Below are 25,162 nucleotides of genomic sequence, written 5' to 3' on the forward strand. Positions count from 1 at the left end.
GGTATCTGTCGCAAACATTTTTTGAATCGGTATAAGCTTAACGCTTTTTCACGCGTTATGGCTTTCTTGACGGAACTCGTTTTCTATGCTAGCGTCATAAATTATGAGTGTAAACTAAGTTATCCAACAAAACGCCGAACAAATGTATTCCAGTCATTCCTATTTTTATTTTTGGTTTAGGGTGGTTCACCGGGGGTGAATTCAGTTTCCTAATGGAAACCGCCCGGTGAACCGCAGAGCGCACTCTGCGGTTTTTGTTTTTTTAAGGAGTTAAATTTCATCGTCATGATCTATCTCAATACCTGGTTTTATGGCTTTTATTTTTGGTCCCGAATAAGTTCCGGGTAGATAGCATCATGTCGATGAATCTTTCAAGCCCGGAACAACAAAGGTTCTGGGCTTTTTTAGTGTCAACCTCTCATTTGTTGTTTTTTAGGAGAATCCAACCATGAATAGTGCTAAACTAGCCGCCAAATCTCATCCTGACCATCAAACAGTTGTCAATCTTTCAGAGAAAGTCGCCTTTGGTGGTACAGAACTGGTGATTATCGGTGGACCTTGTACTGTTGAAAGCGCCGAACAAATGGAAACAGTAGCTCAAAAGCTCTCCGCCGCACCTGTGCAGGCTTTACGTGGCGGTGTTTACAAACCCCGCACCTCTCCCTACGCTTTTCAGGGAATGGGAGAAGATGGACTGGAAGTTTTGGCAAAAGTGCAAGCCCACTACAATATCCCAGTCGTGACTGAGGTGATGTCAATTTCTCAAATAGAAGCGATAGCCACCCATGTTGATATGCTTCAAGTCGGTAGTCGCAACATGCAAAACTTTGATCTCCTCAAAGCATTGGGACAAGCAGGTAAGCCGATACTCCTCAAACGCGGCTTAGCAGCGACAATTGAAGAATTCGTTATGGCAGCTGAATACATCTTAAGTCACGGAAATCCTGATGTCGTACTGTGCGAACGAGGTATCCGCAGCTTCGATAATTACACCCGCAACGTACTAGACTTAGGAGCAGTGGCAGCTCTCAAGCAGATAACTCACTTACCTGTGATTGTAGATCCATCTCATGCAGTCGGTAAACGGGAACTCGTGGCACCTCTTGCCAAGGCGGCTATAGCTTGTGGGGCAGATGGGTTAATTATTGAGTGTCATCCAGAACCAGAAAAATCTGTTTCTGATGCACGTCAAGCCCTGTCTTTAGAAGATATGGTGAATTTGGTTCATAGCTTAAAGCCCGTAGCAGCATCTGTTGGGCGAAGAATATCGGAAGACATGGGGGCGGGTTTCAAACCTGCCCCTCTTTGTTGTGCGGCTTGAAATGTGAATAAAGGCTCTTGCTACCTGTTTTCTATCACATTTTTGATTCTGGCTGTTCAAACTCCTTGATGCCGTAAGGTAACTCTACAGTATCAAGGAGACGTTAACCACCACAGCCACCACAGCCACCACAACCACCACAACCACCACAACCACCTCCATCACCACCGCCTCCGTCACCGCCTCCATCTGAACCACCACAACCACCTCCACCACCTCCATCACCGCCTCCGTCACCGCCTCCGTCACCGCCTGCATCTGAACCACCACCACCTGTATAACCCCCTCCTCCTCTTGAGGAGAATATACCTACAAAAAATATCAGGGCAAAGATTGACCAAATTACAATCTGGAATCCCAGGAAAAACAAAACTATACCCGAGAGTAGGACAGTTACATTGATCAATGTTTTGATAAAAGAGTTAAAATTATCATCCTCACGACTTAGAAGCCATAGGAGATATACACCCACACACAGGCATAAAACAACAAGATAACCAATCGGTTTGTGTCGAGAAAGTCCGATGATAATCCTGGCAATTCCTAGAGAGTATAGGCAAAAAATTGAGAGCATTGTTAACCAGGTTGCAATGCTTTCTTGCAAAGATAATTTATTTCCTTGCAAAAATTCTTCCCAAGATGGTGTATCGTCTAGCGATCTAATTCCAGAAGGGCGAATGAAAAGTTTAGTCTGTTTCCAACGAAGGATAGCAAAATCAAAGAGAAAACTGGCGATCGCAGATAAAATATAAAACCCAATAAACTCCTTTCCCGCTAGATTCAAAATTCCTGTCGCTAAATTAATACTCCCTAAACCAAATAAAACAAACGCCAAGATGGCAAATAACACCCAAGCCGTCCGAGAATCATTTTTGAATCGTTGTAATAATAAGCCGAGAAGACCTATAAACAAAAGCCCAATACATCCAACTAACAGGTAAAACTTGAAAAACTCAGGTAATGAACGGTTAATTGGATTTGGAAAGCTTGCGAGTGCGGGAACATCCCAAGTGATGATACTCACAAGTGCAAGCAGCGACAGCATCCAGACAGCACTCTGACTAAAACGAAACTTGGTTAAAAAACTGAAATCCGGCTTTTGGATAATCCAATTCTGCTGTGTATTGACGCGAACAAAATGAATATCTCTGCCAAAACGGATATGGGGAGGCGACCAAATATCAGGTGGTGGTAGCTGTTGGAAAAACTGTTCATAACTCGCTAATGTTTTACCGTACCAGTTATTAAACTTATACCCTTCCTGTTGCCCGCCTTTTGTAGGATTGTGATGCAAAGGCGTTTGTAGAACATGAGCACAGAAGTTTTCCCAGTATGATTTTGTATAAACAAGGTGTAAATGCCAGACTTGATCCACTTGATCCGAAGGGGTGACTGGATGACCAGCAACAATAGCTAAAAATGCAAATTTCTTGTATTCATCAATCACCCGTTGAGCATATTCAACTGTCCAATTATTATCCCTCGCAAGGCGTTTACTAAAAGATAATTTTGCATCAATGTCATCCAAGGAGAACTGCTGAATACGCTGATAGAGATCCAATTCGTGAGTATTCATAGATAAATGGGTGAATTCGGTTAATAGGAGAGATCTTTGCTCATTGCCTCTGTTGGCTTGTTTGTTTACCCACCTGTTGATGAACTCGTGGATTTGTATTTGGTTTTCAGTTTGTTTAGAGGAACTTATACGTTCTTGTTACAAATCTTTACATTCCTCTGAAGTTGCGATAAATATCAAAGTTGAACCGATAAATAAAAAAGGAGCATGACTTAACGGTTTACTGCAGCCTGAGAATTTTTCAGGAAGGAGGCGCATGACGATTATCTGGAAGTTTTCCACCCACGCCAAAATTAACGATAGTAACGGGCTTTCAATTACTTGGAAGTGCGATAAGCCGGAGGCTTGACGCTACGCGTATCGCGAATTAGAAAACAACATCATGACTTTGCTTGAGTCAGATCCCAACGTCAATGAAAGATTTTTGGCACAGCACTTTTATAACAATCTTCACTCTTCACCACTAGCGCTCAAGCATATGTCGGCTTACTTAGAAAAGTTCGGCTACGATGCTGCTAATAGAGTTCACAGAGAGTTAAGTAGGTTCCAGAAATACAATCAACTGCTATATGATAAACGTGATATCTTGCAGATGGCTTGGTTGTTCGCTAGCACTCCAGATAAATTTTTTAAAAACTTTAACCCCCAGCATCCATTGGAAAACTATGCGTGTAAAACAATGGAGTACAAAATTAAGCAAGAGATTTTTCGCATACAGATGGGACAAAAGCAGTTTTCAGATTGGGGGTTATTGAAGCACTGTACTCGAAAATCTCTACAACAAGCGCTGCAATGTCAAGGTTGCACTCAGCCGCAGCTTGGCTGCTATCTGTTAGCTTACAACTGTTTTAAGGAAATTTACGCTCCTCAAAGAGCAACAAGCAACCGTTCTCTGCAACCACCTACGGATACACAATTCCAAGAAATAACAAACCTATACAACCACCTCGTGCAGCAGTCGGCACTCGCCACTCTTGACACAGTTCATCAACAGAAGATTAAACAATGGTTGTTAGAATGCATTCAGGCGTTAAGAAACTTTCGATCCAGACAAATTATCTCCCTTGATGCGCCTAAGGGTGAGGACGAAAATTCTCTTCCCTTGTCACAGATAACTCCCGATCCTACCTCTGAGTCTCTGTGGGAAAAGATTATTGTGCAAGAATTGACTCCGCAGATGATGACTACTTTGTCAGAACTTCTGACACAATTAGACAGATATACTAACAACCACCTGCTACTGAAGTACGGTTTTAACTTAGACTACCGTTCAATTGCTCCTTTTTTCTTCGTTGATTCTACAACAATTAGTCGTCACTGCAACAAAACAACCCAGAAATTACTTGGACAACTTACCCAATGGGCGCAAGAAGAGCTACATATTACGCCTGATTCAGAAAATCTCAAGGAAATAAATACTCTACTAAAGCAGTGCCTGAATCAGTATTACCAAGATTTCATTTTTCGATCTGTGTTTCAGGATGCATGGCAGCAGCTTGACTCAGAATGCCGACATATACTGTACCTACGCTATTTTAGGCGAATAGATGAAGCAGCGATTGCCCACAACTTGCAACTCTCTGAATTGGAAGTCACAAACGGACTAGTCACAGGTACTCAAAAGTTAGCTGCTGCTGTTTGTCACTGGATTTCAAATCACCTAACAGTTTCTCTGGATTTCGTTAATCCACTTGCTGACAAAATTGCAATCTTTGTACAAACATTGATTGCAAATTACCCTGAACATGAATTTTAGATAACACTGAAGAGTCAAAATGTCAACTATGTTAGAAGCATTTATAACTTTATACCCAGAACAGACATGGTTAGAAGTTTCACCAAAACAGCTTGAGGAAACAATGCCATCACAGCAAGAATATTCTTATGATGTCGCTCGTTCAACTGCTTTTACCAACCGCTTAACTCTGAATGCTTTTGTTGATTGGTTCAAGGCAGAATCAGGAATAGACGAGCAGTTAAAGGTGTGGCCAAGTCTTGATGCTTTACCCAGTATATGGGAGATGGTTAATGGTACAGCAATTCAACTGGGAGAAACCAGAGTTGTCCTGATACCAAGCCAGGAGATTGACATCAATGAATTTTGTGTGCCCGCTGAATGGGTAGATATTCCCAGTTGGGCTGCTGACTACTACTACTTGGCAGTGCAAGTAAGTCCCGAAGACTGTTGGTTGCGAATTTGTGGATACACAACCCATAAAAAGTTGAAACAAGCGGGGTTATATGATACAATCAAGCGCACTTATTCTCTAGAGCAAGAAGAATTAATTGAAGATTTAAATGTCATGTGGGTGGCGCGCTCCTTCGGTTGCGATACGCGTTTGCGTTCGCGTAGCGTGCCCGAAGGGCTCAGCGCCCCCTATGCCTGCGGCACGGCTACGCCTATCGGGGCTAGCGTCTGCCCTTTGGGCAATCGCAAAGCAGCAATTAAGCCTTTGCCAAGTTTATCACAAGCACAGGCAGAAAACCTGTTAGCACAGCTCAGTCAACGCTCTTGTTACTCTCCACGTTTGAAAGTGGATTTTGAACAATGGGCAACATTGATGGAAAATGAAAAATGGCGACAGCATCTGTACGAAAGAAGGATAGCTCAAGCTGTAGCACCACAACCTGTATTGGTAAACTTGAGTCAATGGTTTAGCAACGTCTTTGAAGAATATTGGCAGATTGTTGAAGATATCTTTGCTCCAACAGAATTAATTCCAGTTTTGTCGTCAAGAAGTCCAGAACCTGATAGAGAAAGTAAACTTAAGGCGATCGCCAGCATTATTCCCTTATTAAACCCTCATCATGAGGAATTGCTTCGTTGCCAAGCTGCAGGAGTGTTGGGAAAGATTGGCGTAGGAAGTCATGATGTCAGCATTGCCCTGACTGAATTATTGCACACAGCAAGAGATGAGAAAACTCGTTGGCAAGCGGCGATTAGTTTGGGGAAAGTAAACCCAGATCATCCAGAAGCTGGTCGTCAGAGAGCTAAGTTGATTGACTTGGGGATGCAATTAGGGGGGTATCCAGTCGCCCTGATTGTGGCTGTCATGCCAAGAACTGATGGAAAAGTGAATGTTTTTGTGCAAGTCCAGCCAACTCAAGTTGAAACACTTCTACCACCAGGTATGAAACTTGGTTTGCTTTCTGAATCAGAGGAAATTATTCGGGAAGTTGAAGCCAGAAAAAACGCTCTTGGGCAAGGTAAAGACGAGAGTATTCAACTAGTTTTTAGTTGTTCATCAGCAACTCATTTTCGAGTCAAAGTGACGTGTAACAATGTCAACTTTACTGAAAGCTTTGTAATATAAGCAAATAAACTCTTGTCGGGGCAGTTATGGGTAGGGTCGTAGTCTTGAGGATAGAATCTGTTACTCCTGAGAGGGTTTCCGTCTCGTTACAAATATGGAGAGATCATGGACCTCCCATTGTGCACAGAATAGATGCTACTCTACCTGCCCTCTTAGACCTTATTGGTATTTATCAGAGTTGGTATCAGGAATATAGAAACCTGATTATCAATCCTCTTAATCCTGAAATTATTATTGATGAAACTATACCAACCCAAACCAGCACCTCAGGTGTTGATGCTTGTCGTATATTCTCTAGGTTGTTGAGAGACGGCATAAGGGATCGACTTGGAAATAGTGAAAATCCTGGCTGGGCAAGAATTCGAGAGCGTGTGTTGGAGCAGTTATTCAATGTATCCGATGAAATTCGCATCGTTATCCAAGCTGATGATTCTCAACTGTGGAAATTGCCTTGGCATGAATGGGATTTGCTTCAGAGAGACTCTGTTCGCACAAACGGTGTTGAAGTTGCTTTTAGCAACTTGCATGATTCAGCATCACCTTCAAACCCAGTGACTCCTCAAGGCTGGGTAAAAATCCTAGCACTAGTAGAAAATATTCCAGGTCTGCAACAAACAGTGCAGACAACTATAAGGAGTTTACCTGAAGTCATACCAGAATATCCATCCAATTTGGATGCATTACAATCTCAGCTAAGACAGGGCTGCGAAATTCTCGTTTTTGCTGGACACGGTTACACAGGAGGTGATGGAATTGGTCGAATTATTTATGGAAATAGCCAGATAACTGTTGATTGTTTTGCCGAAGCTTTAAAAGAAGCAGTCAGTAAAGGTTTAAAACTTTTATTTCTATGTTGTTGCGACAACTTGGGCTTAGTAAAAGACTTGAAAGATGCAGGCGTTAATATCCCAGTCATCATCGCGATGAGAGAGGAGATATCAGTCGAAGCTGCACAAGAATTTTTTGCTAATTTTTTTCAAGAATATGCTCAACAAAAGCAGCCCTTATATAAATCATTTCGGCGAGCAAGAGTTGCATTAGAAAACTGGGAAGAGCGTTTACCAGGAACAAAACGGATACCGATAATTTACCAAACTTTATCCGTCACGCCTCCTACGTGGGAAGAGTTAATTGCATCTGGACCAGAACCACAACTGCCTGAACCAGTGGTATCTCCCCCAATAGAACTGCCTGAGCCAGTTATTAATCCACTCTTAAGGTTTATACGTTCATTTCGTCGATTTGTGCAGCGTCGTTTTGTAAGAAAATTCTTGCTGCTGATGTTAGTAGGATTAGGAATAGCTTTCATAATTTGGCGTATACCTATTCTTTCTCCACCCCCAGAAGTCGCACTTTGTCCTACAGGACTTCCTGACAATATAAGTTATGGAGACAAAATTTTAAATGAGAACGATAGAAACTTAGATCCAGCACAAAGCGGAACTAAGAAATTGCAAGAGGCGTGCACAAAATTCGGTAATGGGCAAGATAAAAATGCTGTAGCTGCTGCTATTCCTTTATTTGAGCAGGCTGTTAAAGACTTGACCACTGCTCATAAACAGAATACGAAGAATGCTGAAATACTGACTTATAAAAATAATGCTGAGGTATACCTCAAGTATGCCGAGGACATTTCTCAGTCCACTCCAAAGCTAGATAGACCTAAGATTTTAGCAGTTGCTATTCCTGTCAATCCAAGAAATTCTCCTTTACCGGGAGAAATAAAACAATCAGCAAATGTAATCAACTTAGGCGTTGCTATAGCTCAGAAAGAATTCAATCAAACTCAAAAGAATAACCAGAAATTCCTAGTTTTAATAGCTGATGATAATTCTGAGATGAGTACTGCTAAACCAATTATCGAGAGTTTTAAAAAAGTACAACATGAAATTGTAGGTGTTGTTGGTCACGCTTCTAGCGGCTTAACATTAAATGCTAGTAGATTTTATAATCAAAAAAAAATAGTCTTAATATCTCCGACTAGTACAGCAGAAGATATTCGTCCAAAAGATGTGAAACCTATTGATAATTACATATTCAGAGTTTGCCCCACTAACAAATAAATTGCCAAAAAAATAGCCGAATATATCGACAAGAATGTTGCTTATAACAATAAAAAGAAGGTCATCATCGGTTACGTCAATGACCCTTATGTACAGTCGTTAAAGACAGAAGTTGCAGATCTGCTATCTAAAAGGCAAAGAAAGGTTGATCCTCTTAATTTAGATACAGACAACATTCAGACACATCTAAAAGATGCTGTAGCGCTTGTTCTCATCCCAAATCTTGGGAGACGCGAGTCAATTTTAAATTGGTTTTACACAGCTAATAATTCTCCTTATCAATTACCTGTTATCGGTAGTGATAGTATGTATAGTGAGTCAATTATAAACACGTCAACACGTAAACCATGCCCAGAAGGACTAATGCTGGCTGCTCCTGCTTATGATTCTGAATTTACGAACAAGGTCAATGGTATTTTAAACAACCAATATGCAACCATTGAAGATTGGCGTGTACCATACTCCTATGATGCGGCTTTAGCCTTATTCACGGCGGCTAGCAATACAAATCAACAATTTTCATCAAACAGCAGTCAAATCAAGGACTTATTACACAATCTAAACATTACAGGCGTTACAGGGCAAATTCAGTTTGACGCCAATGGAGACCGAATACAGCCTAATAACAGTGACGATATTGAATTATTTCGTGTCGTAAACAATGGTAACCAGTGTAGCTTTCAACGATTATAAATACAGGCGGATGAGACAGGAAACTCACGCATACAAATAAGATCGTCACTGATTCACTTTTGTTGTGAAGCCCCAACCGGGCGCGAAACGCTCGTTGGGGACTTCACCTATACTGGTTGATCTCCTGTACGCGTCTAGCGAGACTCACTCAAAATAGAACTAAACACCCCCATAGCTTGTTTTAACTGCTTCGCTGTATCTGCCTCTTCTCGATAAGTTCGTATATAGTCCAAAATCAATCCGAGAAACGGCACTAGGTAAGCAATAATCTTGAGAAAGTGGGCGATGTTGAAATCGTTGTCAAACAGCACTTTTGAACCAAAAACCATATGGAGCTGAGTCGCTACTTCGGGAATAACGCTGATAACCAACGCATGAGAGAACAGACTTGGATATTTGTTATAAAAGCGAGGGAAAACAACAAAACCTGCAAAGATAAATAGTAACAGCGGAGCAACGTCCCACGGACGAGTCACCATAGAGTTAGGAAATATGGTTTTGGGTAGAGTTGCGCTGTGGGCGCAGATAGATACAATCCAAAAAGCAATGACACCAAAAACTAGGCTCGAAAGTACCACCAAAGTAATACCGCTCTTCCATCTTCTTGGCTGAGCAATCAAAAAAAAGCCTGCTCCACCAAGCATAATCAGAGCATTGAAAAGTCGGCAGATTGCCCAAGTGAAGGGGATGAGATTTTGGTTATCTGCCACACCCTGAATTAATCTATCAGCCGCCAGAGTGTGAAATGCATCCATGCATCCAGAGCTAAAAAGTGCTATGCCAATGATGGGAGTAACGACATCAGCCTTAAGGTAGAAATGTATCAAAGACAAAATAACTGTGAAGATTGCTGTACAGAAGGCACTCCACTCTAAAATGGTGTGCGTAAAACTGCCAGATAAAGTGTAGTGCATAACATCAATCACTTTGTCCTTAGTAGTATTTGACAGTGAGGCATCAAAAGTCTGTGAGGGCGAACCAAAATCTACTCCCAATAGATTCAGCAAGCTAGGCAGCACACAGATGACGACTACTGCCCAAACCAATTGAACAGGAATCCTATTTTTTCTCATATAAATTTCTTAAGTATCTCGCCTGATAAGATATAGATTGCTAAACTAAGATTACAGCAAATATCGGGATTCTTTTACAAAATATATTGGTAAATTTCCGTAAAAGAAGCACAGGAGATGCGCCTACCCGGAGTGTAACGTGATACAGAGCTACAATGCAAACGGCGAAAGTAAACCCGATACGCGCCGGCTTCAGACGTAGCAAAATACAGCGGTTCACATCAATACATACATCTGTCACTATTTTTAGTGACTATTATCACAGTGGTCTCTTCGTAAGTATTGTTATGATGCGAACTATTTAAAAGAATTAGTTCAGTATTTTCACACAAACTTAAGGTAGAGCAATGTTGGATAATCGTCGAGACGTCAAGCCAAGTCTAGCGTCTTTGTGGAAGCTTGACTGTACTCGTGTTGTTAAAGTTCTTAGAGGGAGTATTGTCTTAAAAGTGACAGCTTTAGCTATCACCATTGGCACACTTCCATTACTGACAGTTAGGACAACGACTCATGAGTTTGCGAACCAATCGAGAAGTAAGGAAATAACCGAAGTTCAACAAACCAGAACCTCCGCTAAAGCAAATGAGGTACCCCAAACGATGCTTGAACAGCATCAAAAAATTCAGATAGCGGCTCATTTATCGATTTTGGTAAATCCTCTGGTACGGCATAATATTTTTGAACAACAGCAAGCAGTGCTAAACCGCTACATAGAGGTTCTGGTGAACCTTGACAAAATTGTTGTAAAAATCGATAACGCATACGAGTTGATAAACTACGTAGTTTGGAAAACACCAAAAGGTTTGCCAAACGAACATGAGGATGTCGTCTTTGCTGTAAATAAAGTTACTGCATCTGCCAACCAACAAGACTCACTCCTGAGCCTGCTACTTTGGATTGGGGTGATAGGATCTTTGGTCGTTGCGATCGCTATTTTCCTAGTTCAATGGTGCATAAGTCCAATCCTGAATACAACGAATGTGCTCAAAAAACTAGGTTTAAAAGAACCCCACCAGATTGATGCACAACAAGAAGACGAATTCGCTTCTTTAGGCTCTACAATCAACTTGATGGCAGACCAACTCAAAGTTCTAGTCAAAGAACAAGCAGAATACTCCTCTCGCCAAGAAGCTGAAGCCAAACGAACACAGATCTTTACAGAAATCACACTGCGGATTCGTCAATTTTTAAGACAGCAAGATATCCTCCAGACAACAGTTGAAGAAATCCGAAACTTACTTGCAACTGAGCGAGTAGTCGTATATCGCTTTAACGATGTAGGAAGTGGAAATATCGTATCAGAATCTGTTGCTGCTGGTTGGTCAAAAATCATCGATAAACAGATGAATGATCCCTGTTTGAGTGAGCGTTACATACAACACTACAAAAATGCTCGGGTGCGTGCTATTGATAATATTTACCAAGCGGGGTTGACAAATTGTCACGGTGAGGAATTGAGCCGGAACGCGGGTATAAGTAAGTCGGCGTAAAAATTTCAAGGTATGTCATTGCGAGTGGAACGAAGCAATCGCAAGGATTTTGTGGATTTTACATTCTGTTACATAGTTCGATTTATTTGTGCTGACTTACTTAACTTTTTTAGGATTATTTCTCTAGTGTTAGAATCTAGTCACTAGAAAATTTTTTTATGAATGCTGGAGCGGTTCCTTCCAACCCTTTCGTAGCTGGCGGGATGTTAGATGATCCCCAGCTATTTGTTGGTCGAAAAGATGAATTACATGCGATCGCATCACGAATGAGTGGTGCGCAGCCAACAAGTGTCAATGTTGTTGGTGAAAAACGAATTGGCAAATCCTCGTTGCTGTATCACTTTTTCCAGACTTGGGAGCAGCGAGTGCAAGATCCCAGCCGTTATGTAGTGATTTATCTGTCGCTTCAAAGTGTTGTGTGTCAACGGGAAGAGGATTTCTATCTCGCTGTGGCGCAGGAGTTGCTGCGTCGTCCGGCTGTGCGAGCCATACCAAGTTTAATGACTGCTTTGCAACTCAATCCTCTTAACCGCTTGGCATTTTCGACGGCGATCGCATTATTTAAAAATCAAATTCAAAACCAAAATAACAACCAAAATCAAAATAACAATCAAAACTTATTGCCTGTTCTGTGCTTGGATGATTTTAAGACATTATTTGAGAACAAGAGCGAATTCGATGATGGATTTTATAACAACTTGCGCTCTTTGATGGATAGCAACAGTTTGATGCTGGTGGTTGCTTCCCAAAAGGAACTCGATTTTTATGCTCGTCGCCATCAACTGACTTCTTCTTTCTTTAATTTAGGTCATGTGCTCAAGCTGAGGGAACTGAGTGAAGAAGAAGTCACAGAATTAGTTCTCTTACCTAGCAGCACTGTTACTCATGCCCAACCAGCCTTGGGTATGCATGAGCAGAAGTTAACTCGGCAATTGGGTGGGCGTCATCCTTTTTTGCTGCAATTAGCAGGTATGCTGGTGTATCAAGCCCGTCAGCAAGGGAAAGATGAAAACTGGGTAAAAACTCGGTTTAAAGAGCAGTCTCGCCGTTTACCCCGTCCTGGATTGGGTTCCCGCCGGTGGTGGCGTTCTCTACGTTGGTTAGTTTGGAATCTCCCAATTCGTATAGGTAGCGTAGTAAAATCCATCGGCGTGAGTGTGAGCGATATGAGCAGTTGGATTTTAGGAGTTGTTATAGTTTGTGTCATTATCTTGGTTGTGTTCGGTCTTGTGAGTCATTCTGATGCGTGGCGGTGGATACAGAAGTTGGTGAATAAAGTCTTAGGGGGATAGCGATGACTCGACAGCGTTCAGCATCAGATTTGTGGACTTACATCGCTGAATGTATTCGCCTCCTTTACTGGATTTACCTCAAGCCCTACACCTTTGCCAACTGGTTGCGGGATATCCATCCAGAATTGAAGCCAGGTACAAATCCCTTTGCAAAACGAGCCGAATTTTCCACTAACCCGCGCCTGCGTCGTTATGCTGGGCAGGTTTGGTGGCTAACTGCTGTCATACCTTTAGTAGCTGTGTTGATAGCAGCACCAATTTATACCTTTGTCACGCCTTTAGTAGCACCAATTAATGGCTTTGAGGATAGTGTTGAGTCGTTTAACTGGCTTGCTAGTGGTCTAATTTGGCTTGGTTGGTTAATCGGTTTGATGATAGTAGCACGTGGTGACAACAAACAGAAAATATTAGTGTTAATCTTTGCTACCCTTACAATACTCTTGCCATTCATCTTGTCATTCACCACACCCTCAAGCGTGGCGTTCGTAGGTGTGGCGTTTAACGTGGCGGTTGGCATGGTGCTTGGCGTACCGTTTGGCGTGGCGTTTGGCGTGACGTTTGGCGTAGCGAGCAGCCTGGCGATTAGCGTGGCGTTTGGCGTGACGCTTGGCGTAGCGAGCGGCCTGGCGTTTAATATCGTCCTGGCGTTTGGTGTGGTGGTGTTAGGGGTGGCGTTTGGCGTGGTGTGCATTCTTGGGGTTTTGCGTGTTTATTTTTGGGTGCCAGAGTTGCTGTGGATGCTTATCCTGCGTTTGCTCACACAGCAAAAGAATCCAGTGCTAGCACTGCGCTACTTACCACCTCGCTTTGACGAACTCATCCGCTTACCCCTACCTTTCATGGGTGAGATGATTGTCAAGGCTTATCGAGAAAACCCAACCGCTGCTCGTGAAACAATTGATTATCTAATAAATTTTACTAACCAGCAGCAGGTTGCACTTCAGGCAATGGCTAATATCGCTGTTACTCGCCTCAACAGTTGTCAAACTCTTAGCGATATCGCGAATATGACTGAAGAACTCGCTTGGATTCCCTCACCTCCGCCAAAAGAACTCAGTTCGGCACTACCACAACTGTTAGACATCAGCCAAGATGTATCAGCAGCAAGTCAAGCCACTTCAGCTCATCGTCAGTCTGAGTTACTTAACCGTCCCATCAGTGCATTGCGTCTACTAAAGAACAGTCTGGCTTTTGGCAAGAATGCTGAAGTTGCCACGACTTTTGGCAGTATTATACAGCGTTGGCAGAGTATTCTGGAAACTGCACAGCGTACTTTGGAAGAACAAGGACGGTTTTCAAAAGAATTCCGGCAAGTTTATATTGCTGGCAATGCTCTAGATCCCCAAACGGCAGAGAATCGTTTTAAAGGACGGATGGACTTGTTTCGGGAAATCGAAACTTTTGCGCTTTCTGAATCACCGCCTGTTTTACTACTGTATGGCGGGCGTCGCACTGGCAAAACTTCTTCTTTGAAATATCTGCCCGACAAAGTAGGAGCAAGTTTGATTCCTTTGTTGGTGGATTTACAAGGTGCAGCATCAGCGACAACGCTTCAGGGATTGGCAAACAATCTGGTGTCACAAATGACGGAAGCTGCACGGCGATTACCCCGTCGTCTTGACTTGCCTTACACAGATTTAAGCAGAACAGATCCATTCATCGCCCTCCAAAATTGGCTCGTACAAATTGAACGCACTTTGCCTGATAAGCGATTTCTTCTGTGTTTGGATGAATATGAGCGCTTGAGTGAGGTGGTGGAAACGACACGTAGCCGAGTTCCTCTCAACTTTCTCCGCAATATTCTGCAACACCGCACTTCTTGGACTTTACTTTTCAGTGGCTCTCACGAATTGTCGGAACTTCCCACATACTGGAGTGACTACCTAATTAATACCAGAGCTTTACGGTTGACATATTTGCACGAATCAGAAGCGCGTGAGTTGATTGAGAAACCTGTGGAGGACTTCCCCAAAATCTACGAACCAGAAGCAGTAGATGCTATTATCCGTCTGACTCGCTGTCAACCTTATCTCGTGCAGTTGATGTGTTACGAAGTCGTGGAGTTGCTCAACCGTGGTATCAGGCAAAATAAGCGAGACGCGGCTACTATCAAAGCGACTGTACACGATGTGGAGACAGTTATTCCCACAGTGCTGGAACGGGGAGATCAGTATTTTAGGGAATTGTGGACAGGTTTTACGGAGGGCGATCGCAACTTACTCCAGCGTCTCCTTCAAGGAGAAACTCCCACAAAACAAGACAAAGCATCTGTGCGAAAACTCGTGCGCAAAGAAATTTTGTATAAGGAAGGTGTTGAGTTCCAAGTGCCTTTAGTTCAGAAGTATGTGGAACAGCGGCTAGAAGACGAAACTTGATGACATGGTGAGCTATTTCCGGCAAGCTAAAGTAGTGAAAAGTGATTCTTTTGTAAATTTAGAAATATAGGACTCGTATTTGATTTTTGAAAAAAACTCCGTACGCCTTTATTACTTCTTCCCTGTTCCCTGTTAAGAGTTCCCTGCCCTGACGAGTTAGTATGGCTCCGCCACGCAAGCTAACAGAAATCAAACCGGATTCCTATAGCATCATATTTCCATATTTCGCTTTTTCCAATAATCGGGTTTGCGCTTTCCATGTGCAATCGCTATCACCCAAATAACTTCTTCAAGCTCTATATAAAAGATAAGATAAGGGAAACGTTTAATAGCATAACGTCGCACCCCTTCAATTTTATATGGTGTTCCGAGATTTGGATTTTGCTGAATATTTCCAAGAACTTTCTCCACTTCAGATAAGAAATCAAGTCCTAAACCAAATTTTTGCTTTTCATAGTAAGCAATTGCAGCATCAAGTTCCTTTCTGGCTTCGGTGTGAATAACGATAAATTTCACGAATATTTTTCTCGCAACTCAGAAAATACTTGATTTAAAGGTTCGCCAATAGCTGTCCCACGATGAATATCTTCTAGGCGCTTAGTTAATTCCGTATCCCAAGCAGCTTCTACATCATTATCAACATCTCCATCTAAAGATTGAATCAAAAAATGAGCAATTTCGGCACGTTCTTGTGCCGAAAGTTGAGAAAGTTCAAGCTTGAGTTTTTCCGCAGTTTCAGTCATTTTATCGTTTCTCTTGAGCAATTGAGATACGAGGCTTAACTCTTCAATTTTAACTGCGTTCACGCTTGGTTCACCCTCCGGGTATCTCCTGCGGAGACGCTACGCGTTAGCCCTCTGGGCGTGCGCTTTGCGCATACGCAGTCGCTACAACGGGGGGAACCCCAACGCCAGGTCCCTCTGTCGGGAAACCCTCCTGCAGGACTGGCTCCGCAACGCGCTGCTCACAGTGCTGCGCGGAACGCAGATCGCTACCTTGCAAAAAAAGCGGGATAGGCAACTTGCCTATCCCACTAAAGTCACACTAAAAAAGCGATCGCTCCTCTAGACGCTCTAAAACTCTAACCTACGCTTAAGTTCCAGAAGTCCAAGAGTTTGTGTACTCAATTTGATCTTCTGTGAGGGTATCAATCTCAATTCCCATTGCCTGCAATTTCAGCCGTGCAATGTCTTGATCGACTTCTGTTGGAATTGAGTGGATACCGGGTTCCAGGTTACCTTTATTTTTCACGAGGTATTCGCAACCCAAAGCTTGGTTGGCGAAGCTCATATCCATCACCGCGCTAGGATGTCCTTCTGCTGCAGCCAGGTTAATCAAGCGTCCTTCACCCAGAACTACGACAGATTTGCCACTTTGCAGGCGATACTCTTGGGTAAAGGGACGTACTGTCTTGACTTCCTTGGCTTTACTTCCCAAGGCGACGAGATCCAATTCAATGTCAAAGTGACCGGAGTTACAGACAATCGCGCCGTCTTTCATCACGTCAAAATGCTCACCACGAATGACGTGCTTGTTACCAGTCACAGTGATAAACAAATCTCCTTGGGGTGCAGCTTCTGCCATTGGCAGGACGCGGAAACCATCCATCACCGCTTCAATTGCTTTGATGGGGTCAATTTCGGTGACAATCACGTTAGCACCGAGTCCTCGCGCCCGTAATGCTGTTCCTTTACCGCACCAGCCGTAACCAACAACGACAACGGTTTTACCAGCAAGCAGAACGTTGGTAGCGCGGATAATACCGTCTAGGGTTGATTGTCCAGTACCGTAGCGGTTGTCAAAAAAGTGTTTGGTGTCAGCGTCGTTGACGTTGACTGCGGGGAAAGTGAGAACGCCATCTCTGAACATGGCGCGGAGTCGCACAATTCCAGTTGTCGTTTCTTCTGTGGTCCCAATAATGTCAGCAAGTTGGTGCTGGCGTTGTTGTACCAGGGTAGCGACGACATCACAACCGTCATCAATGATGATGTTGGGGCGATGATCTAAAGCAATTTGTACGTGACGGCTGTATGTTTCGTTATCTTCACCTTTGATGGCAAAGACTGGAATTTCATGATCTGCGACGAGGCTAGCAGCTACGTCGTCTTGAGTTGATAGGGGATTGCTCGCAATCAGCAGGGCGTCTGCACCACCAGCTTTGAGTGCAATTGCTAGGTGTGCTGTTTCTGTTGTGACATGGCAGCAAGCCACAAGGCGAATGCCCGCAAAGGGCTTTTCTTGGGCAAAGCGATCGCGAATCTGCCGCAAAACTGGCATCTCACGTCCAGCCCATTCAATGCGCTGTCTTCCCAAGGCAGCTAGGCCGAGGTCTTTAACCTCGTGCTTTAATCGGGGAGAAGTTGCGGTCATCAAATAGTTCCTCAATTACAAAGAAATTGGCGTAAATTCTTACGCACTCTACTAGAGTATTCCAAGACTGGCAATCTGAAACAAGATTTGCTCACAAAAAAGCCAGTTAATGGTTCTTTGCACTAGCTTGACGTTTGAGAGCGCGAATGTCAAGAACTAGGGGTGTAGGGGTATAGGGGAGAGGAAGAATCAATGGACGTTAACTCTTGTTTCTCCCTGCTAAAAGCGCCCTGCCCCCGACTGCCTACTTCTGCTGACAACTGACATCCCATAACTAGATTTATTAATAAATATGTAGTGTGATTAATTTTTCTTAAGAACAAACGAAGAAACACCTAACTGTGGACAGGTATAATTACTAGGATTGCTTAGGCAAGATAGATTTCAGCTAAGCTAGCAGCGTTGAAATAACAAAGGAGGTGCCCATTGCGCTCTCAATTTGTGGCGATCGCTTTTTCTTCAATAGTGATCACTGTTGGGACAATGCCAAAAGCTACAGCGCAGCAGATTCCCTTTTTACCTAACCTACCAACCCCTAACTTGTTGATTCATGAATCAGAAAAAGCAACAGAAACAGATTGGGTTTCTTTGGATGGTAGGCGTTTGTTTCAGATAGCGGCACCAAAAGGGAGCTTGACACAGCGTTTACAAGATATCCAACAAAGGTTGGATCAACAAAGTCAAGATTACTTTCAAAAATCTGATGCAGAACCTAATGTACAGATCAAAACTGAAAAGAAATCAACGACTCTAAAGGGAAAAACGACTGAAACCGTATTAACAGTAATTCTTCTTAATGGTCAATACCTGATGACCGTCAATGACCAGGATGCCAGTTTGCAACAGGATAATACCTCAACTGTGGCAAATCAAATCGTTGAAAAGTTGAAAGAAGGCTTGAAACAAGCAAAGCAAGAGCGACAAAGTAAGTTTTTAATTCAACAAGGTCAAATCGCTGCTGCTGCTGGAGTAGCGATGATTGTCATCAGTTGGGGGGTTTATTCTTACCAACACCGCCCCAAAAAATATAAAGCACAGCCCGTCACCACAGCTTCAGCAGCAGCTAGACCGATGACGTTACAGCTAAATCAACAACAACATCAACATATTACAGAGGTTAAGAGGCGGCTGTATCAGCTAGCGCAAACAACGATTTGGGGGGGTGGAAGTCTTTTTATACTGGGTTTATTACCCTACACACGACCGCTTCAGCTATGGATTATGATTGCAGCGCAAGTTCCTTTGACATTGGGTGTTATAGCTCTGGGAACTTATGTGGCAATACGTCTAAGCTATGCCTTGATTGACCGTTTCAACTCTGCTTTTGTCAACAGTGCTGTCTTGTTGACTCCAGAAGCTCCCGAACGTATACAATTGCGAGTTTCTACCATTTCTGGCGTTACTAAGAGTCTTATCACCATTAGCTGTGTAGCAGTTGGTACTCTGCTAGCTCTGGGGGCGTTAGGTGTAGAGCTCGTTCCCTTACTAGCAGGTGTTAGTATAGTTGGTGTTGCAGTGTCCCTGGCATCCCAAAGTTTGATTAAAGATGCGATTAATGGTTTTCTCATCATTCTAGAAGACCAGTACGCCTTAGGTGATTATATTACAGTTGGAACTGTAGGTGGTTTGGTCGAAAATTTGAATCTGCGGATGACGCAAGTGCGCGATGGAGAAGGGCGCTTAATTACCATTCCTAACAGTGAAATCAAAATTGTTGCCAATCTTTCTAGTCGCTGGTCAAGAGCCGATTTAACTATCCCAGTTGCATACCAAACCGATGTTGATGAGGCGATAAAATTAATTCAAAAAGTTGGTGTGGAGATGGATCAAGATCCGCAATGGGATCATCAAATTCTGGAAACACCTCAAGTTTTGGGAATAGATAATTTTGCAGTTGCTGAGAAAGGTTTCTTAATTCGTGTGTGGATTAAAACACAACCCCTCAAGCAATGGAGTGTGGCACGAGAGTATCGCCGTCGCCTAAAAAACGCCTTTGACCAAGCTGGAATTTCCATTTTTATTCCGTGACAAGCCATAGGACTTACGGAACCTCACCCTGCCCTGTCGGGCATCCCTCTGGTGCGATTTCACCAGAGGGAAAGATTTTAGCAAGTAGGGTGTGTTGTCGCCAAGCGCCGCACCATCTATGATTTTCGGTGCGTTAGGACGTTCCGTCCATAACGCAACGCCAGATGCTACAACGGGGGGAACCCCCGCACCGCACTGGCTCCCCTACCAGATTAAAACGAATGTTAGTTAGATTTTCCGACTTGTGTGTACACCGTAGCCCTTAATAAAGGGTGGGCTAGTTTTTTTGTGATTAATTATACGGACATCATATGAGTGGTAGGTGGTGCAACTAACCACTCACCAATCCCCATCTCACTCGCCAAAACAGTACAAAAATACTATAATAAAGATAGCGTTCACAAAGCCCAGTAAAGTATAAAACGGGTGCGTGACAGTCTTCTGGAGATGGGTTCAACGGTTTGTCCTATGATGAAGCACTATATTCTCAGCCTTAATCCAACTGCTAAGCACGAATGGGATCGGTGTATTTTACGTGACCCACTAACTGCTAAACGCCCGGACATCGCCAAGTTAGTCGCCGAAGCAGTTGGCGCTGATACAGGCAGTTATTTAGTCAGTGTAAATATTGAAGTTCAAGTGTTGGAGCAAGCTGCAGTACCTCACGCTGAACAGCTTTCCTTAAATGTTGGGGAGGTGACTATCCAAGCACCTCAACTGAGGGAAGTGGCGTAAAGGGAGACAGGGGGAGAAAATACTCCCTCACCTTTCCCGTTTACCGCAGCTACTCAGTACCATATCTTTGCTATTTTGTATGTAAATTTGCGTAACAAAAAACTGATCTATGTTAACAAAGCAACTGAATCATTATCCAGCTGCGTTGGGCGCAGCCCTTGTCGAAGACATCGCTCAAGCTGCCCAAAGAGTAAATGAAGTAGATTCTCAGTTAATGGCTGTTCAGCTGCAAATTAACCGATTTGAAGGTAATGCCGATCGCGCCGCCGCCTTTGATATGGATTTGAAAAATGATGCTCAACGCAAAGCACGTCGCTTTGAAGTACTACTTGTGAATCAAGAATATCAAAAAGCGATGGATACCCTGATACAATTAACTACCGAAAAGGCGAATGCTGTTGCCCATTTAGAATATCTGCGCAACCTGTTTAGCGTAGCGAAACTAGAAGCAAGACTCACAATCGCTCAACAACTCACAGATTTTGAATCGCATGAATTAGTGGGTTTGTAGTTGTGTTGGAGAAAGTACTTTGTGGGGTTGATTAGACGGAACCTCACCCTGCCCTATCGGGCATCCCTCTCCTTATTAAGGAGAGGGAAAAGTTAGCGTAGCTAAAAGTCAGATCTGTGTACACCGTAGCTTAGGGGAGAATCTTAAAAGCCCCCTTTTTAACTCTGTTGGGGGATCTCTTGTGCGTAAGTCCTATAGATCATAACTTATTCAGCAGCACGGCAATTTGCTGATTAATGGCTGTGACATCAAAACGCTGGCTGGCTGTAGTTTGTGCATGATGAGCGATAGTCGCAATCTTCTGTGGTTCTTTGAGACAGGTGGTTATCACTTGTGCTAATTCATCAGGCTTTCCTGGTGTGACTGAGAAACCATTGACACCGTGCTCTACCAATTCTACTGCACCACCAGCTTTTGCAGCCACAACAGGTCTTCCGCAGAGCATAGCCTCTACAATCACTCTACCAAATGGCTCTGGAGCGGTCGAGGTATGTGCAACTAAATCACAAGCCGCCATCAGCAGGGGAACATCTGAACGAAATCCTAAAAATTTGACTCGATTTTCTAGTCCCAGTGCTGTCACCTGTTGGTGTAAGTGCTGGACATATTCTTGTTCTCCAAACAGTGCATCACCTACTAAGATTGCTGTGACATCAACAGGAGATTGTGTTAATGCTTCTATTAATATATGCTGCCCTTTCCAAGGTGCGAGACGGCTAAAATGTCCGACAACAAATTGTCCATCTAACCCCAGTTGTTGTCTAATTTGACTGACATCCGACTCGTGGCTTTGATAATTTTTCGGGTCAAAGCCATTGTAAATCACTTCAGTTATATCTAAACGTCCTCCTGCTGCTACGAAGCCTGCTTGACTTGCTTGAGAATTAGCAATGACGAGTGATGCAAAACGATTGGCGCAAGTTACGGCAATGCGACGGTTGGTTTGGCTAAAGTGCTCTGGGGAAAGAATATCATGCAAATGATAGACCAAAGGACGACGGCTGAAAAAACTCGCTAGTGCGCCAACAACTAAGGCTTTTTGTGTATTAGCGTAAATTAAATCAAATTCTCTGGCTTTTTGCACCACTTTAGAAATCAAAGGCAGAATTTGAGCCAGGCTGCCCAATCCTTGTGCTAAACTGCTTTCTTTACGAACTTGTATGGCTTGATTTGTGAGAACTTGAACCGGAATGTGATTTTGTTCTAGTAAATTTTTAAAAGAACCATCAGCAAATAATCCCACTAAACAACTATCTTTATAGGGTTTGGCGATATCTATTAAACAGAGTTCAGCCCCACCGGGTTTACCACTTTGGTCTAGGAATAGAATTTTCATATAATTTTCATATAATTTTCATAAAATATTTAATAATTTCGCTCAGCAGTAGCCATCAACAGTAAGTTCTTGTTCTTGCAAAAATATGATGAATGAATATTTAGAACCACAGATGCACAACAGACACTTGCGCGACTGTCGGGAAACTCCCCCACCGCAGTGTCCTCCAGATTAACACAGATAATTTATCTGTGTGTATCTGCTCCCAAAGCTTCGCTTGAGGGCAAGGTTTATCTGTTGTTTAATTTTATTCAAATTGACTTTTGCAAGAGGTTTAGTATATGCTAGGCTGCAAAGGAAAAAGTTGCCAAAGCAGCCTCAAGAGATTTTAGTTTTTTCTACTTATTGTGTTATTGCTGAGCCAATAGAACTTGCCGTACATCTTGAGCTATCTTATCCCAGTTAAAGTTTGTGACGGCGTAGTGGCGACAAGCTTCTCGTGAAGGTGTTGGTATTTTTCCCAATAGCACTTGTTCTAATTTTTCTGCAATGGCTGGAACTTCTGTGGAAGACGTAATGAAATCCGGTGAAAATGGTTCTAAAATTTCTGGCATTCCTCCAACCGGAGTACACACAACAGGAGTACCGCAGGCTAAAGATTCTACTACTGCTAATCCAAATCCTTCAAAAGACTGACTGGGCATAACACTCAAGTCAGCGGCTTGGTAAGCAACAGGTAACAGTTCGTCAGGTATGAATCCTAAAAATTTCACATGCTGATCAAGTCCTAATTCAGTAGCCTGCTGTTGTAGTGTTGCTTGCTGTGGTCCACGTCCGGCGATCGCCAGCATCACATCTGGAATCCTCGGCTTAATAATAGCCAAGGCGTCCAACAATTTGTCTAGTCCGACTCGATTCACCAAGCGGCGGGCGGTGAATAAAATTGGGCGATCTTGCGGCCAGTCTAGTTTTGTTCGAGCCTCTTGAGGTGATAGATTAGGTTGAAACTGAGTAATATCAACTCCACCAGGAATGACATGAATTTTGTTCCAAGGAACTTGATACTGTTTGTGTAATATATTCCCGAATGCTTTGCTAAGAACAATGAGGCGATCGCAACGGTTATATGTTCTTTGTTCTATCAGCTTAGCTTTGAGAAGAACACTTAGTTTCCTCTCTTCCACTTCTTCTTGACTTTCAAAAGCCCAAGGACCATGAAAGTTAAAGGTGACAGGTACACCTTTTGGCAAAAGATCCAAAATCGGGAAACTATATAGTGCAAAATGTAAATTAATCACATCCGGTTTTTCAGTTCTTGTTTTCTGAAAATTAGTGCGAATAGACCATAATCGTTTCCAAATCGGACTACTTGGTGATGCTAAATTAGTCAATTTTATTGGCAAGTTTGGTTCAGCTTCTGGTAAACCAACTCCACATAATTCAACTTTGTCTTGATTTGCTGCTAGTTTCTGAGTTAGTTCATAGATATATCGTTCTAATCCTCCAGGGGTTTTAGGAAACCAGCCTACTCCTAAACACAGAATAGACTTAGATTCTAAAGCATTTTTGGTATTATTTTCCACTTACATTTCTCCGAGTACGGGTTGTGCCTGTGTCTACAAGTCAATTAACAGTTATCAAGAAAGCGCGGGATCAATTTCATCGCTTGGGTAAGGATTTCGCTACGTTTGACAACGAAGGTGTTCAGACGTGCCGCAGGAGATACCCGTAAGGGCGGGTGCAAATCCCCCTGCATACGCTGCTTCACTGCGGCTGACAACTGGTGCTGTTTTCATGACTAATGTCTTTTTTTGGGTTCATTCAGTACGGTTACTCATGCTGACTATACATATATTCTCTTACTTGATATATAATCCGAATTTTTCCCTATTACTATATATTTCATTCCTTTATATCATCTCTCTATAGAGTGACAAGTTCATAATAGAAATTTATCTCAACATGATGATTACAGAAATAATCTATAGCAATCTTAAATCATTCTTCATAAACAAGATCCCCGACAACTTTTACGAAGTCGGGGATCTGTGGCTTTCAGTATCAAAAAGAAATGAGGCGTAATTTGCCATAATTCAGAGGAAGGTTAAGCTCCTTAGGCTGATATAAAGGAGTTTAAAACCCCTGCACAATTAAAGATTTTGACGGTATACAATGAGGTGATGAGCGCAAATTATACCTAATTGCATAATGTGAAATTATTGCTTCGCCGACTCCAGTTTTTCGTTCTCCTTCAAAAGCACAAAGACACAAAATAAACAGGAGTGACTTTGTGCCTTTGCGTCAAAATATTTTCTTACTTACCGAAAACCCCAACTCCGTAGTAGCACATTGCAGAATTGCAACTGGGCAGATCAACCTTGACTCGATACGTTCCACTCCGAGTCGGAGTCACACCAACAGTCGGAATGTCATCATCATCAGTATCAGCCGCAATGACTTGACCACGGTCATTATAAAGGGTAATGTCTAAATCTTGACAATCTCCGTCGCACACGCCAACGATGCCATATTGCTGACCTGCACGCAAATTTATGGTTAAATAATCAGAGCCACCACTACGAATTCCATCAATAAAAGGTTCATGGGTTAGCTGATAGCCATTTAGACCACCATGAATTGCAGCTCGCATTAATTGCATCCCTACTTGCTCAATAAAAGTGTTAGCACTCGCGGGAGTTGGTGCAACAAAAAGCAAACCGGAGATGCCAGAGATAACAGCTACTGCACCTAATAATTTAGCTTTGATATTCATAAGTTAAGCTTCCTTTTGTGGTAATTTTGTACTGTAATTTATGCACTTGAAATCAAGCACAAGGATTTTGTAGAGACGGGTTTGATCACGTTTCTACAAGCGAATATGTATCTTGCACCTGTTGAAGTTCAGATAGGCGAGACGACCCTGAAACAAGATGTTTTTTTATTTGTGGGATGAGTTTATTGTTGGAACTATCTGTTGGTGTAAGATGTGGGATAAAAGAATGCGAGCGCTAAATAAATCCTTTTAACCTCTTCACTTACATCTAC

The 25,162-nt window shown here is 42.8% G+C and carries 19 protein-coding genes; 11 read left to right on the top strand and 8 right to left on the bottom strand.

Features of this window, described 5'->3' with window-relative positions:
* Positions 1-448 precede the first annotated feature (448 nt).
* The gene (gene aroF, locus DP116_RS10435; RefSeq protein ID WP_169155127.1) at positions 449-1,321 is read left to right on the top strand and encodes a 3-deoxy-7-phosphoheptulonate synthase; all 873 of its coding nucleotides are present in this window, start codon (positions 449-451) and stop codon (positions 1,319-1,321) included.
* Positions 1,322-1,424: 103 nt separating this feature from the next.
* Here aroF and DP116_RS10440 read toward each other — a convergent pair whose 3' ends face one another.
* Positions 1,425-2,897, bottom strand: coding sequence for a glycine-rich domain-containing protein (locus DP116_RS10440; protein ID WP_169155128.1), 1,473 nt, complete (start codon positions 2,895-2,897; stop codon positions 1,425-1,427).
* Between the two features lie 382 nt (positions 2,898-3,279).
* Between DP116_RS10440 and DP116_RS10445 the strand changes: the two genes are divergently transcribed.
* The 4 genes from DP116_RS10445 (at position 3,280) to DP116_RS10460 (ending at position 8,967) form a co-directional block, all read left to right on the top strand.
* A complete protein-coding gene (locus DP116_RS10445) occupies positions 3,280-4,653 on the top strand; it encodes a hypothetical protein (RefSeq protein ID WP_169155129.1) in 1,374 nt (457 codons plus the stop codon).
* Positions 4,654-4,672: 19 nt separating this feature from the next.
* Positions 4,673-6,211 carry a DUF1822 family protein gene (locus tag DP116_RS10450; protein ID WP_169155130.1) on the top strand — a complete coding sequence of 513 codons (1,539 nt, stop codon included), beginning with the start codon at positions 4,673-4,675 and terminating at the stop codon, positions 6,209-6,211.
* Positions 6,212-6,330: 119 nt separating this feature from the next.
* The gene (locus DP116_RS10455) at positions 6,331-8,274 is read left to right on the top strand and encodes a CHAT domain-containing protein (protein ID WP_169155131.1); all 1,944 of its coding nucleotides are present in this window, start codon (positions 6,331-6,333) and stop codon (positions 8,272-8,274) included.
* Positions 8,275-8,637: 363 nt separating this feature from the next.
* Entirely contained in the window at positions 8,638-8,967 is a 330-nt protein-coding gene (locus DP116_RS10460; RefSeq protein WP_169155132.1) for a hypothetical protein, read from the top strand.
* Between the two features lie 134 nt (positions 8,968-9,101).
* Here the strand turns inward: DP116_RS10460 and DP116_RS10465 are convergent, their stop codons facing one another.
* Complete coding sequence (locus DP116_RS10465; RefSeq protein WP_169155133.1) at positions 9,102-10,040, bottom strand: MASE3 domain-containing protein; 939 nt, start codon at positions 10,038-10,040, stop codon at positions 9,102-9,104.
* Positions 10,041-10,387: 347 nt separating this feature from the next.
* Between DP116_RS10465 and DP116_RS10470 the strand changes: the two genes are divergently transcribed.
* From DP116_RS10470 to DP116_RS10480, 3 genes are all read left to right on the top strand, one after another.
* Entirely contained in the window at positions 10,388-11,530 is a 1,143-nt protein-coding gene (locus tag DP116_RS10470) for a sensor histidine kinase (protein WP_169155134.1), read from the top strand.
* 158 nt (positions 11,531-11,688) lie between these two features.
* Positions 11,689-12,822 carry an AAA-like domain-containing protein gene (locus DP116_RS10475; protein WP_169155135.1) on the top strand — a complete coding sequence of 378 codons (1,134 nt, stop codon included), beginning with the start codon at positions 11,689-11,691 and terminating at the stop codon, positions 12,820-12,822.
* 2 nt (positions 12,823-12,824) lie between these two features.
* Complete coding sequence (locus DP116_RS10480; RefSeq protein WP_169155136.1) at positions 12,825-15,197, top strand: nSTAND1 domain-containing NTPase; 2,373 nt, start codon at positions 12,825-12,827, stop codon at positions 15,195-15,197.
* Positions 15,198-15,407: 210 nt separating this feature from the next.
* On the opposite strand, the gene DP116_RS10485 is transcribed toward DP116_RS10480, so the two are convergent.
* The 3 genes from DP116_RS10485 to ahcY all read right to left on the bottom strand — a co-directional run bounded on the left by DP116_RS10485 (position 15,408) and on the right by ahcY (position 17,567).
* Positions 15,408-15,713, bottom strand: a complete 306-nt coding sequence (locus DP116_RS10485; protein WP_169155137.1) for a type II toxin-antitoxin system RelE/ParE family toxin — start codon at positions 15,711-15,713, stop codon at positions 15,408-15,410.
* The gene (locus tag DP116_RS10490) at positions 15,710-16,003 is read right to left on the bottom strand and encodes an addiction module protein (protein ID WP_339381423.1); all 294 of its coding nucleotides are present in this window, start codon (positions 16,001-16,003) and stop codon (positions 15,710-15,712) included. The genes DP116_RS10485 and DP116_RS10490 overlap by 4 nt, the downstream gene beginning before the upstream one ends.
* 286 nt (positions 16,004-16,289) lie before the next feature.
* Positions 16,290-17,567 carry an adenosylhomocysteinase gene (gene ahcY / locus DP116_RS10495; RefSeq protein ID WP_169155138.1) on the bottom strand — a complete coding sequence of 426 codons (1,278 nt, stop codon included), beginning with the start codon at positions 17,565-17,567 and terminating at the stop codon, positions 16,290-16,292.
* A 426-nt stretch (positions 17,568-17,993) separates the two neighbouring features.
* Between ahcY and DP116_RS10500 the strand changes: the two genes are divergently transcribed.
* The 3 genes from DP116_RS10500 (at position 17,994) to DP116_RS10510 (ending at position 20,841) form a co-directional block, all read left to right on the top strand.
* Entirely contained in the window at positions 17,994-19,595 is a 1,602-nt protein-coding gene (locus DP116_RS10500; RefSeq protein WP_500676653.1) for a mechanosensitive ion channel family protein, read from the top strand.
* A gap of 468 nt (positions 19,596-20,063) precedes the next feature.
* Complete coding sequence (locus DP116_RS10505) at positions 20,064-20,330, top strand: hypothetical protein (protein ID WP_048870034.1); 267 nt, start codon at positions 20,064-20,066, stop codon at positions 20,328-20,330.
* Positions 20,331-20,439: 109 nt separating this feature from the next.
* Entirely contained in the window at positions 20,440-20,841 is a 402-nt protein-coding gene (locus tag DP116_RS10510; protein ID WP_246275572.1) for a hypothetical protein, read from the top strand.
* A gap of 199 nt (positions 20,842-21,040) precedes the next feature.
* On the opposite strand, the gene DP116_RS10515 is transcribed toward DP116_RS10510, so the two are convergent.
* The 3 genes from DP116_RS10515 to DP116_RS10525 all read right to left on the bottom strand — a co-directional run bounded on the left by DP116_RS10515 (position 21,041) and on the right by DP116_RS10525 (position 24,890).
* The gene (locus tag DP116_RS10515) at positions 21,041-22,177 is read right to left on the bottom strand and encodes a glycosyltransferase family 4 protein (protein WP_169155139.1); all 1,137 of its coding nucleotides are present in this window, start codon (positions 22,175-22,177) and stop codon (positions 21,041-21,043) included.
* Positions 22,178-22,527: 350 nt separating this feature from the next.
* Positions 22,528-23,700: a glycosyltransferase gene (locus DP116_RS10520; protein ID WP_169155140.1), complete on the bottom strand. Its 1,173-nt coding sequence runs from the start codon at positions 23,698-23,700 to the stop codon at positions 22,528-22,530.
* Positions 23,701-24,431: 731 nt separating this feature from the next.
* Complete coding sequence (locus tag DP116_RS10525; RefSeq protein ID WP_169155141.1) at positions 24,432-24,890, bottom strand: hypothetical protein; 459 nt, start codon at positions 24,888-24,890, stop codon at positions 24,432-24,434.
* Positions 24,891-25,162: the final 272 nt, after the last annotated feature.

This window comes from Brasilonema bromeliae SPC951 (assembly GCF_012912135.1).
Classification (GTDB): Bacteria; Cyanobacteriota; Cyanobacteriia; order Cyanobacteriales; family Nostocaceae; genus Brasilonema; species Brasilonema bromeliae.

Excerpts from the sequence above, each read along its gene's own strand:
- DP116_RS10510 (WP_246275572.1), top strand. The coding sequence starts at position 20,440 with ATGTTAACAAAGCAACTGAATCATTATCCAGCTGCGTTGGGCGCAGCC.
- DP116_RS10480 (WP_169155136.1), top strand. The coding sequence starts at position 12,825 with ATGACTCGACAGCGTTCAGCATCAGATTTGTGGACTTACATCGCTGAA.
- DP116_RS10445 (WP_169155129.1), top strand. The coding sequence starts at position 3,280 with ATGACTTTGCTTGAGTCAGATCCCAACGTCAATGAAAGATTTTTGGCA.
- DP116_RS10525 (WP_169155141.1), bottom strand. The coding sequence starts at position 24,890 with ATGAATATCAAAGCTAAATTATTAGGTGCAGTAGCTGTTATCTCTGGC.
- DP116_RS10465 (WP_169155133.1), bottom strand. The coding sequence starts at position 10,040 with ATGAGAAAAAATAGGATTCCTGTTCAATTGGTTTGGGCAGTAGTCGTC.
- DP116_RS10460 (WP_169155132.1), top strand. The coding sequence starts at position 8,638 with ATGCTGGCTGCTCCTGCTTATGATTCTGAATTTACGAACAAGGTCAAT.
- DP116_RS10450 (WP_169155130.1), top strand. The coding sequence starts at position 4,673 with ATGTCAACTATGTTAGAAGCATTTATAACTTTATACCCAGAACAGACA.
- aroF (WP_169155127.1), top strand. The coding sequence starts at position 449 with ATGAATAGTGCTAAACTAGCCGCCAAATCTCATCCTGACCATCAAACA.
- DP116_RS10515 (WP_169155139.1), bottom strand. The coding sequence starts at position 22,177 with ATGAAAATTCTATTCCTAGACCAAAGTGGTAAACCCGGTGGGGCTGAA.
- ahcY (WP_169155138.1), bottom strand. The coding sequence starts at position 17,567 with ATGACCGCAACTTCTCCCCGATTAAAGCACGAGGTTAAAGACCTCGGC.
- DP116_RS10475 (WP_169155135.1), top strand. The coding sequence starts at position 11,689 with ATGAATGCTGGAGCGGTTCCTTCCAACCCTTTCGTAGCTGGCGGGATG.
- DP116_RS10470 (WP_169155134.1), top strand. The coding sequence starts at position 10,388 with ATGTTGGATAATCGTCGAGACGTCAAGCCAAGTCTAGCGTCTTTGTGG.
- DP116_RS10440 (WP_169155128.1), bottom strand. The coding sequence starts at position 2,897 with ATGAATACTCACGAATTGGATCTCTATCAGCGTATTCAGCAGTTCTCC.
- DP116_RS10505 (WP_048870034.1), top strand. The coding sequence starts at position 20,064 with ATGATGAAGCACTATATTCTCAGCCTTAATCCAACTGCTAAGCACGAA.